We start from the raw sequence: 9,365 nt of genomic DNA, 5'->3' as shown, positions 1-9,365 counted from the left end.
CTATTGTGTATCATAAATTTATTTATTCTTATTCCGAACTCACGTTATTTAAGTTCCATGTTTTAAAAGAAACCCAGCCTCTTTTCATCAAAAACCATCCGGAATAAAACAGGACAGGAAGTGTTAAAATTAATTCAACAACTCCCTGAATGTCGTGTGAAAAAGGAAAATCAATCAACATTCCGCCCATTGATAAAACAAAAACGGGAATGGTAAAAGCCAAAGAAATGATGAATTTTCTTTTTAAAATGCTGTAAGTATCATCACTTTCTTCTTCACCTTTTTCCGGATATTTTACCAGATCCATTCCGCAGACCGGACAGCCTACATTGCTGTCATACGTTTTATCACCTTCGCAAAACATCGGACAATAATATCTTCCTGCCATATCATCTGTAACTTTTGGTGTTTTAACTTCATGATAATGATGGTGAGATTGTGATATAGAATTTTTAACCAAATCTTCCGTAATTTCTTCCAGATGCATGTTACAAACAGGGCAGTCTGTTTTCTCATCATACACTTTATCGTCTTCACAAAACATCGGACAGTAATATTTTCCAATATGGTTTTTGAAGTTTTCTGGAAGATTTGTTGACGAATAAGTAGGTTTATAATTCGGATCTTTTGCTAATTTTTCCTCAATCGGAACTAAGAACATATTGCAGACCGGACATCGTTTTCCCTGCTGAAAATAGACTTTGTCGCCTTCACATTCCATCGGACAATAATAAACGGATGAAGGAGAAACCCGATCCTGCGGTTTTATAAAAGTGTTATCAGATTTTTTTGGATCTTCGAGCTTATAATTTCCAATCTCAGAAAGTGCCTGATTGAGCTGTGATAAATTGATTTCCTGTTCCGAATGAATTTCGGCAGTGCTCTCTTCAAGGTTGATTTCGGCAGAGATTCCTTCCAGGCTATTAAGTTTTTCTGAAATTTTTTTCTGGCAACCTGAACAGGTCATCCCTAAGACTTTATATTTTTGGTGCATGATTTTACATTTATTTTACAAATTTCCGAAAAGGATTTTGTAAGCTGTTATAAATTTAGGGATAATAGTTATAGAATTTAGTTAACTGTAAGAGTTACTTGACCGGGAAACTGAATAACTGTACGACTAAATAACTATAAACTAAGTGATTTTTCAGATCTGATCCAGTGGTTTTCTGTTGTGAACCTTTAGTTTTTTAAATTCAGTAGGAGTGAAGCCTGTAATTGTTTTAAACTGTGAAGATAAATGCTGCACGCTTTTATAGCCAAGTTTTGCAGCAATTTCTGTTAAATAAAATTCATTATATAGAAGCAGTTCTTTTACTTTCTCAATTTTTTGAAGGATAAAAAACTGCTCAATGGTAACATTCTCGTTCTGAGAAAAAGTTTTGGAAAGTAAACTGTAATCTTTGCTTAATTCTGAACTTAGAAATTTTGAGATCAAAAAATTTTCTTCAACATCAAGACTGCTGATTTTCAGGATAACGATGCTTTTGATTTTATCGGTCAACTGATGTGAAGAGTCTTTGATTCGTTCAAAACCAGTTTCCAAAAGACGGTTTTCAATGAGTGCAGTATCTTTTTCTGAAATCGAAGAGACTGTTTCTACTTCACCAAGGTTGATAGATTTAATTTTAATACCCAATTCATCAAAAATGGCCGAAACAGCTGCAATGCATCTTCCGCAAACCATATTTTTTATGAATATTTTCATTCCTTTAACTTGATTCTGTCTTTCACAAATTCTACCTGAGTTTTTCCGTGCGGAACAGGGTTGCCCTTCTCATCAAGGTTTACCATCACAATTCTGTCAACTGTAATAATGGTCTGATGTGTCATTTTATTTCTTACCTCACATCTTAAAGTAAGAGAAGTAGAACCAAAGCTTGTAACTTCAATACCGATTTCAATAATATCTCCCTGTTTTGCAGAACTTACAAAATTGATCTCTGAGATAAATTTCGTTACCACTTTCTTGTTTTCCAACTGAATTACTGCGTACAAAGCCGCTTCTTCGTCAATCCACTGCAAAAGCCGTCCTCCAAAAAGAGATTGATTAGGATTTAAGTCTTCAGGTTTTACCCATTTTCTTGTATGATAATTCATTTTTTATAATTGTACTGCAAATTTAGTTTTTAAAACCTGCATTTTCAACTTAACTGAATTTAGTAATCTTAAAACAGCAATTTATATTCTCAATCATTTGCTTTAGAATAAATGGTTTTAATTTATTTACTGATTTTTATGAAACAAACCTGTTAAATTCAAAAACTACAAATATTATCCAGAACCTATGATATTTAAATTTTATTCATGGAAATTTGATCATAAATTAATACTTTTTATCAAAATAATCCTTTGGTTGAAAAATTAACTAAAATAAATTTAAAAAATACTTTGTCATGCAATTATAAATTGTATCTTGCAGACGTTTATATTTGGAATCAATATTATGTTCATTATTATGTTGCTTTTCTTTTATATCCCCAATTTTTATTAATTTTTTAATTTTTTTTAAATGAACATTTTTGTTTCAAACATCAACTACGCAACTAAAGAGTATGAGTTGCACGATTTATTTGCAGAATTTGGCGATGTATCATCAGCTAAAATCGTAACAGACAGAGAAACTGGTCGCTCAAGAGGTTTCGGATTCATCGAAATGGGTGACGCAGAAGGTCAGCAAGCTGTTGACGCGCTTAATCAGAAAGAATTTAACGGAAAAGTTCTTAATGTTTCTGAAGCTAAGCCAAGAGAAGAAAAACCAAGAAGAAGTTTCGATAATAACAGAAGCGGAGGTGGTTATGGTAACAATCGTGGTGGAAACGGCGGTGGTTACGGAAACAGCCGTGGCGGAAACGGCGGTGGAAACCGTTGGTAAAAACAAGAAGCGGCTTTTTAGCCGCTTTTTTTATATCCTGTTCTGATCTTTTTTCTTCTTTTTCTTTTCCTTATTCTTCACTTTTTCCTTCTTAGTTTTCTTTGGGTTTAGAATTTCCTCTGCGTATTCAAGCTTTGGCTCTTTTATTTTTACAGGTTTCATTTCTATTTTCAAATCAAAATAAGATTGCAGGTCTTTTTGCGAGATCAGATTTTCTTTGAATAAAAAGTCCAAAATTTCTTTTCCTGAATCATTAAAAAACTGATGAGAAAGTTCTCTCAGTAAAAACTTTTTATATTCTTCAGCAGGAACGATAACAGAATATCTGAAAATTCTGCCTTCTTTCTCTGTAGAAAGGTATCCTTTTTCAACAAGAATTTTAAGGTAAGTAGAAACTGTGTTCTGATGAGGTTTAGGCTCCGGATGTTGTTCCATTACATCTTTCAGGTAAAATTTTTCCAGTTTCCAGAATAACTTCATTAGATTTTCTTCAGCAGATGTAAGATGGTTAATTTTCATAAGATATTCTTAATATTGAAAGTGAATATTGCAATAAAGATATACAAAAGATACCATAAATGCGATACCAGCTCCCATAAATACTTCTTTTACGGTATGTCGACGCAAAATAACTCTTGTGACGCCTACCAAAGCAGCAATGAAAAGCCAGAATAAGCCGGCTCTCCAATCAGAATCATAAAACAATGCCGCAACAAAGACATTAAAAGCAGTATGCATTGAGCTTTTAATGTATAAATTGCTGTACTGCAATGCAAAAAGTAGGACGAGAATGAAAAGCATCACAAAATCCAGAAAGCCATTCATTATATAATGATACAGTTGATACAAAACTATACAGACCGCTATAAAAATATACAAACTTTTCCTTTGTACCCGGTTAGACACATCCATATTGGTGTATCTGCCTGTTTTTACGTTCCAGTAGATCCAAATAATGATCGGAAGGATTGTTATCAACAAAATAGGGAGAAAGTGCATAACTGCTTCTTTAAATGTATAAATTTTAAAGCTTAAATACACAAAATAAATAAAAAGCGAAACGAGAGGATTGAAAAAGTCTGAGATTAATCTTGATACAATATGCAGTGATGAAGTTGTTTTTTCTTCCATAAATAATTCTGAAATGTAAATATAACACTATAACCAAAAAAACAATTGCTCCGTATATAATAAAAACAAAGTTTTTTTATATTTTTGCTCAACTATTTCATTATAAATAAGCAAGAGCTAACACATGAAAGAATTTTCTAAAGAAGTGTACCTGAAGTGGTATGAAGATATGACAATGTGGAGAAGGTTTGAAGACAAATGCCGTTCTCTTTATTTAAAACAAAAAATCAGAGGTTTTTTACACTTGTACAACGGTCAGGAAGCTATTCCTGCAGGTTTTACGCACGCAATGGATTTAACCAAAGATAGTATGATTACTGCTTACAGATGTCATATTCACCCAATGGCGATGGGAGTAGATCCTAAGAGAATCATGGCAGAGCTTTGCGGTAAAGCAACCGGTACTTCCGGAGGTATGGGAGGATCTATGCATATTTTCAGCAAAGAACATCGTTTTTACGGTGGTCACGGTATTGTTGGGGGACAAATTCCTTTAGGTGCGGGTATTGCTTTTGCAGATAAATATTTTGACAGAAAAGCAGTAAATATCTGTTTCTTCGGTGATGGTGCTGCAAGACAGGGTTCGCTTCACGAAACCTTCAACATGGCAATGAACTGGAAACTTCCTGTGGTATTTGTAGTTGAAAACAACCAATACGCAATGGGAACTTCTGTAAAAAGAACTGCCAATCACGAAGACATCTATAAGTTAGGTTTAGGTTACGAAATGCCTTGTCTCGCAGTAGATGCAATGGATCCTGAAAAAGTGGCTGAAGCTGCTTATGAAGCTATAGAGAGAGCAAGAAGAGGAGACGGACCAACTTTCATTGAAGCAAGAACGTATCGTTTCAGAGGTCACTCAATGTCTGATGCAGAACCATACAGATCTAAAGATGAAGTTTCTATTGCTAAAAAAGATGATCCTATTGAGTTGATCAAGGCAAGAATCTTAGAAAATAACTGGGCAACTGAAGAAGAGCTGGAAGCAATGGATAATAAATCAAGAGATTTCGTTGAGGAATGTATTGAATTTATGGAAAACTCACCATATCCGGATACTGAAAAAATATATGAATACGTGTATGCTCAGGAAGATTATCCATTCTTAGATAAATTAGAAAACTAACAGATAATGAGTCAATTTGAAAGTTTGAAAATTCGAAACTGATCTATTATCATATCTTTTTTAATTTTTCAAATTACCAAATTACCAAATTTTCAAATTAAAAAAAATTATGGCAGAAGTAATTACAATGCCGCGTCTTTCCGATACAATGACGGAAGGAAAAGTGGCGAAATGGCATAAAAAAGTAGGAGATAAAGTAAAAGAAGGCGATATTTTAGCCGAAATAGAAACGGATAAAGCTGTTCAGGATTTTGAATCTGAAATGGAAGGAACACTTTTGTATGTTGGTGTAGAAGAAAGTAACGCTGCTGCTGTAGATTCTGTTCTTGCAATTATAGGAAAAGAGGGAGAAGATATTTCAGGATTAACAGGCGGAAGTACTCCCAGTAATGATTCATCCGAAAAAGAATCTACAACTGAAGAAAAAACTGCCGATACTGAACAAACTTCTTCAGAAGCTCCTGAAGGAGTAGAAGTAATCACAATGCCGCGCCTTTCTGATACAATGACAGAAGGAAAAGTGGCGAAATGGCATAAAAATGTAGGAGATACTGTTAAAGAAGGTGATCTATTAGCCGAGATCGAAACAGATAAAGCTGTTCAGGACTTTGAATCTGAATTCAATGGCGTTTTGTTAAAACAAGGCGTTGAAGAAGGTGGAGCTGCTCCAGTTGATTCGGTTTTGGCGATTATTGGACCTGAAGGAACAGATGTTTCAGGAGTTGGAACTCCGAAAGCCGCTGCTTCATCATCAGAAAAGCCTGCTGAACAAAAAGCTGAAGCTCCAAAACAAACAACTGACAATCAACAATCAGCAGCAACCAGCAACAATGAGAGAGTTGCTATTTCTCCTTTAGCTAAAAAAATGGCTCAGGAGAAAGGTGTAGACATTAGTTCCGTAAAAGGATCTGGTGAAAACGGAAGAATTGTTAAAAAAGATATTGAAAGCTATCAGCCGTCTACTAAATCAGGTGATTCAGTTCCGTCTGCAAGTCCTGCTGCGGTCCAGGTTGCATTAAGTTTTGTACAGGGTGAAGATTCAGAAACTCCGAATTCTCAGGTAAGAAATATTATTGCCAAAAGACTTTCCGAAAGCAAGTTTACTGCGCCTCACTATTATCTGATGGTAGAAATCAATATGGATAAAGCAATTGAAGCCAGAAAAGAAATCAATTCTTTACCAGACACAAAGATTTCTTTCAATGATATGATTATAAAGGCTACAGCAATTGCTTTAAGAAAACATCCGCAGGTGAATTCAAGCTGGGCAGGAGACAAAATTATTCATAGAGGAAATATCAATATCGGTGTTGCAGTAGCTATTCCAGACGGATTGGTTGTTCCTGTTTTGAAGAATACTGATCAGATGACTTATACTCAGATTTCTTCTGCTGTAAAAGATATGGCAGGAAGAGCCAAATCGAAAGGTCTTAAAGCCAATGAAATGGAGGGTTCTACATTCTCAATCTCAAACTTAGGAATGTTCGGAATTGAAACTTTCACAAGTATTATCAATCAGCCAAATTCTGCCATTCTTTCTGTTGGTGCAATTGTTGAAAAACCAATAGTTAAAAACGGACAGATTGTAGTAGGCAATACAATGAAATTATCGTTAGCTTGTGATCATAGAGTAGTAGATGGCGCTACAGGTGCTCAGTTTTTACAAACTTTGAAAACATATTTAGAAAGTCCCCTAACATTATTACTGTAAAAGAAATTACGATTTTTATAATATTATTAAAACCTTCCATAATTCGGAAGGTTTTTTAATAATATAAGTGGACGTACAGAGTACTTTATTAAAGATGGATAATTATCATAAAAAAACTACTTCCTAATTTTAGAAAGTAGTTGTTAAGTAAAAATGTCTTATTATTTTGTTCTCCAGTGTGTTCCATTTCTAGGAGGATCACCACCGCCATTACCGTCATCAATAATTCCTATTGAAGTATTATTTATTATACTATCTTTTTTTATTAGACTTCCTGCTACAGGTGTTTCTTTTGGATCTTTTGCATTTTCTTTGTTTTTACCTGCTGCTCTCCAATGTGTACCATTTCTTGGCGGATCTCCCGGGTTGATTTCTGTTGCTGAAGAGTCCCTTGCTGTCATTTGAGATTCTTCAATATTTTCCTTAGAATTAAAATCGTCATCAAAGTTTTCATCAGACTGCCTGCAGGCAACTGTGCAAATTCCGATAATTGCTAAGCTAAGTGCTATAAAATTGTTTTTCATTGTACTAGGATTAATGATTAAACTTACTATTTTTTGATAATTTTAGATGCTCGAAAGTAGTCAAAATCTGTACTTAAAGCAAGAAACAGGGGGTCTGATTTATAAATTTTTACAATTTGTAATAAAAGCATTAATAAAAAAATGCTGTTTAAAAATTTAAACAGATCAGTTTAAAATAGCTTATTATAAATAGTTTTTATGTATTTTTGATGAAAATTTGTCAGGGAGATATCAATGATTAAAAAAATTTTTACTTCTTTCTTTATTATGCTTACTGTATTACTGTATGCACAGGATTATTATTCTAAATTGAGAGAGAAATATTACGGTTTTGAAGAAAATGATTCAAGAGCATTTGTATTTATTAATCAATATATAAAGAAAGCTAAGTCAGAAAATAACCATAAAGAGCTTTTTCAAGCATATAAAGATGCAATACTATATTCATCAAATAGTAAATTAACGTACGCAGACAGTGCAATAGCAGCAGCAAAAAAATCAGGAGATGAAGATTTGATTGGTGATGCTTTTTTAAGTAAAGGTGCAATATATTATTTTAACCAGAGAAAGTTTCAGTTAGCTTTAGAAGAATACTTAAAAGCTTATGAGCACTTAAAAGATTCTAAAGATGACTTTTTAAAATATCAAAATTTATATCATATTGGTGTTGTTAAAAGTTATTTAGGGTACTATGACGAAGCTCTAGAAATTTTTAATGATTGCATAAGGTATTTTGAAACAAAGCTGAGTGATAATCTGCACAAAAACCTTTTATTTAACAATAGAAAGGGTTATTTTAACTCACTTCACCAAGCGATTGTCTGTTATCAGATGCTTGATAAGAATGCGCAGGCTGATCAATTGTTAAAAGAAGGAATAAAGACTTTACCTGATTCTAAAGATTTTTATCTGGAAAAGAGCTATTTCAATAAAAGCATAGGTATTTCAGAGTTTAGAAAGAAGAACTATAATAAAGCCATTGAATATTTTGATCAATCTTTGCCTGAATTAATTAAAGTTAATGACTTTACATGGATTTCATATATTTATTATTATAAAGGTAGAAGTTATGAAATTCTTGGAAATCATGATAAAGAAGTTGAGAACTATAAAAAAGTAGATTCAATTTTCAATAAAAACACCTTTATTCTTCCGGAATTAAGAACAAATTATGAAGAACTCATAGAATTTTACAAGAAAAGAGAAAATCATAAGGAGGAATTGTATTATACTAATCAGCTATTGAAAGCGGATAGCATCATTGCAGCTGATTTTAAATATTTATCTACACGTGTCTATAAAGAATATGATACCAAAAGGCTTTTGGATACTAAAGAAGATTTAGAAAAAAGCAATTCCTTCAGTAAAATATTGCTTTTATTTTGTGTAGTTGTTATTGGATTTCTTGCTTTTGTAATTTATATGAGGCTTAAGAAACAGAAAAAAATCCAAAAAAGCTATGAAGATCTGCTAAAGAAAATGGAAGAAAAACAGCAACAGCAGCAACAGCAGCCGGTTGAAATTCCGGTAAAGCAAGAGCCAATAGCTGATTCTGAGAAAAATATTAAGTTTGATAATAGTATTGTTGAAAAATTATTGAAAGACATACAGAACTTTGAAAAAAATCAAGGCTACCTTGAACAAGGTTTGACATTAAAAAAATTAGCTGAACAGTTTAAAACAAATACTTCTTACCTGTCACAAGTAATTAATGAATATAAAGGCAGTAACTTCAACACTTATATTAATGTCTTAAGAATCAATTTCGCTACCGAGAAAATTTATCATGATAAGGAGTGGAGAAAGTATTCAATTGAACACATTGCTTCAGCGGCTGGTTTTAGTAACCGGCAAAGTTTCTCTAATATTTTTCTTGAACAAAATGGTATAAGACCGGCAGATTTTATTAAGAAAAGAATCAGTGAGCTGGAAGAATCAAAAGAATAATTCTTAGAAAAAGTTATACTTTACAAAAAATAAAATCTAACCTTCGCAAAG

At 33.0% G+C, this 9,365-nt stretch carries 10 protein-coding genes; 4 read left to right on the top strand and 6 right to left on the bottom strand.

The window, feature by feature from the left end; genetic code table 11:
• Window positions 1-28: 28 nt before the first annotated feature.
• The 3 genes from AC0NBN_RS03890 to AC0NBN_RS03880 form a co-directional block, all read right to left on the bottom strand.
• Entirely contained in the window at window positions 29-994 is a 966-nt protein-coding gene (locus AC0NBN_RS03890; protein ID WP_474467122.1) for a heavy metal-binding domain-containing protein, read from the bottom strand.
• A 153-nt stretch (window positions 995-1,147) separates the two neighbouring features.
• Window positions 1,148-1,708 carry a helix-turn-helix domain-containing protein gene (locus AC0NBN_RS03885; RefSeq protein WP_160812541.1) on the bottom strand — a complete coding sequence of 187 codons (561 nt, stop codon included), beginning with the start codon at window positions 1,706-1,708 and terminating at the stop codon, window positions 1,148-1,150.
• Complete coding sequence (locus AC0NBN_RS03880; RefSeq protein ID WP_160812540.1) at window positions 1,705-2,100, bottom strand: hotdog domain-containing protein; 396 nt, start codon at window positions 2,098-2,100, stop codon at window positions 1,705-1,707. The genes AC0NBN_RS03885 and AC0NBN_RS03880 overlap by 4 nt, the downstream gene beginning before the upstream one ends.
• Before the next feature lie 412 nt (window positions 2,101-2,512).
• Between AC0NBN_RS03880 and AC0NBN_RS03875 the strand changes: the two genes are divergently transcribed.
• Window positions 2,513-2,875 carry an RNA recognition motif domain-containing protein gene (locus tag AC0NBN_RS03875; RefSeq protein WP_089744441.1) on the top strand — a complete coding sequence of 121 codons (363 nt, stop codon included), beginning with the start codon at window positions 2,513-2,515 and terminating at the stop codon, window positions 2,873-2,875.
• 30 nt (window positions 2,876-2,905) lie between these two features.
• Here AC0NBN_RS03875 and AC0NBN_RS03870 read toward each other — a convergent pair whose 3' ends face one another.
• Complete coding sequence (locus AC0NBN_RS03870) at window positions 2,906-3,394, bottom strand: BlaI/MecI/CopY family transcriptional regulator (protein WP_160812539.1); 489 nt, start codon at window positions 3,392-3,394, stop codon at window positions 2,906-2,908.
• Window positions 3,395-3,403: 9 nt separating this feature from the next.
• Complete coding sequence (locus AC0NBN_RS03865; RefSeq protein WP_160812538.1) at window positions 3,404-4,006, bottom strand: ABC transporter permease; 603 nt, start codon at window positions 4,004-4,006, stop codon at window positions 3,404-3,406.
• A gap of 124 nt (window positions 4,007-4,130) precedes the next feature.
• On the opposite strand from AC0NBN_RS03865, the gene pdhA reads away from it, so the two are divergent.
• On the top strand, window positions 4,131-5,132 hold the full coding sequence (gene pdhA / locus AC0NBN_RS03860) for a pyruvate dehydrogenase (acetyl-transferring) E1 component subunit alpha (protein ID WP_143884305.1): 1,002 nt from the start codon (window positions 4,131-4,133) through the stop codon (window positions 5,130-5,132).
• A 109-nt stretch (window positions 5,133-5,241) separates the two neighbouring features.
• Entirely contained in the window at window positions 5,242-6,843 is a 1,602-nt protein-coding gene (locus tag AC0NBN_RS03855; protein WP_160812537.1) for a pyruvate dehydrogenase complex dihydrolipoamide acetyltransferase, read from the top strand.
• Window positions 6,844-7,004: 161 nt separating this feature from the next.
• Here AC0NBN_RS03855 and AC0NBN_RS03850 read toward each other — a convergent pair whose 3' ends face one another.
• Window positions 7,005-7,367, bottom strand: coding sequence for a hypothetical protein (locus AC0NBN_RS03850; RefSeq protein ID WP_160812536.1), 363 nt, complete (start codon window positions 7,365-7,367; stop codon window positions 7,005-7,007).
• A 234-nt stretch (window positions 7,368-7,601) separates the two neighbouring features.
• Here AC0NBN_RS03850 and AC0NBN_RS03845 point away from each other — a divergent pair, with 234 nt between their 5' ends.
• A complete protein-coding gene (locus AC0NBN_RS03845; protein WP_160812535.1) occupies window positions 7,602-9,314 on the top strand; it encodes a helix-turn-helix domain-containing protein in 1,713 nt (570 codons plus the stop codon).
• Window positions 9,315-9,365 lie beyond the last annotated feature (51 nt).

This window comes from Chryseobacterium sp. L12, assembly GCF_056133985.1.
This window is presented reverse-complemented; position numbering and strand designations above follow the sequence as displayed.

Excerpts from the sequence above, each read along its gene's own strand:
- AC0NBN_RS03865 (WP_160812538.1), bottom strand. The coding sequence starts at position 4,006 with ATGGAAGAAAAAACAACTTCATCACTGCATATTGTATCAAGATTAATC.
- AC0NBN_RS03870 (WP_160812539.1), bottom strand. The coding sequence starts at position 3,394 with ATGAAAATTAACCATCTTACATCTGCTGAAGAAAATCTAATGAAGTTA.
- AC0NBN_RS03875 (WP_089744441.1), top strand. The coding sequence starts at position 2,513 with ATGAACATTTTTGTTTCAAACATCAACTACGCAACTAAAGAGTATGAG.
- AC0NBN_RS03880 (WP_160812540.1), bottom strand. The coding sequence starts at position 2,100 with ATGAATTATCATACAAGAAAATGGGTAAAACCTGAAGACTTAAATCCT.
- AC0NBN_RS03885 (WP_160812541.1), bottom strand. The coding sequence starts at position 1,708 with ATGAAAATATTCATAAAAAATATGGTTTGCGGAAGATGCATTGCAGCT.
- AC0NBN_RS03855 (WP_160812537.1), top strand. The coding sequence starts at position 5,242 with ATGGCAGAAGTAATTACAATGCCGCGTCTTTCCGATACAATGACGGAA.
- AC0NBN_RS03845 (WP_160812535.1), top strand. The coding sequence starts at position 7,602 with ATGATTAAAAAAATTTTTACTTCTTTCTTTATTATGCTTACTGTATTA.
- pdhA (WP_143884305.1), top strand. The coding sequence starts at position 4,131 with ATGAAAGAATTTTCTAAAGAAGTGTACCTGAAGTGGTATGAAGATATG.
- AC0NBN_RS03890 (WP_474467122.1), bottom strand. The coding sequence starts at position 994 with ATGCACCAAAAATATAAAGTCTTAGGGATGACCTGTTCAGGTTGCCAG.
- AC0NBN_RS03850 (WP_160812536.1), bottom strand. The coding sequence starts at position 7,367 with ATGAAAAACAATTTTATAGCACTTAGCTTAGCAATTATCGGAATTTGC.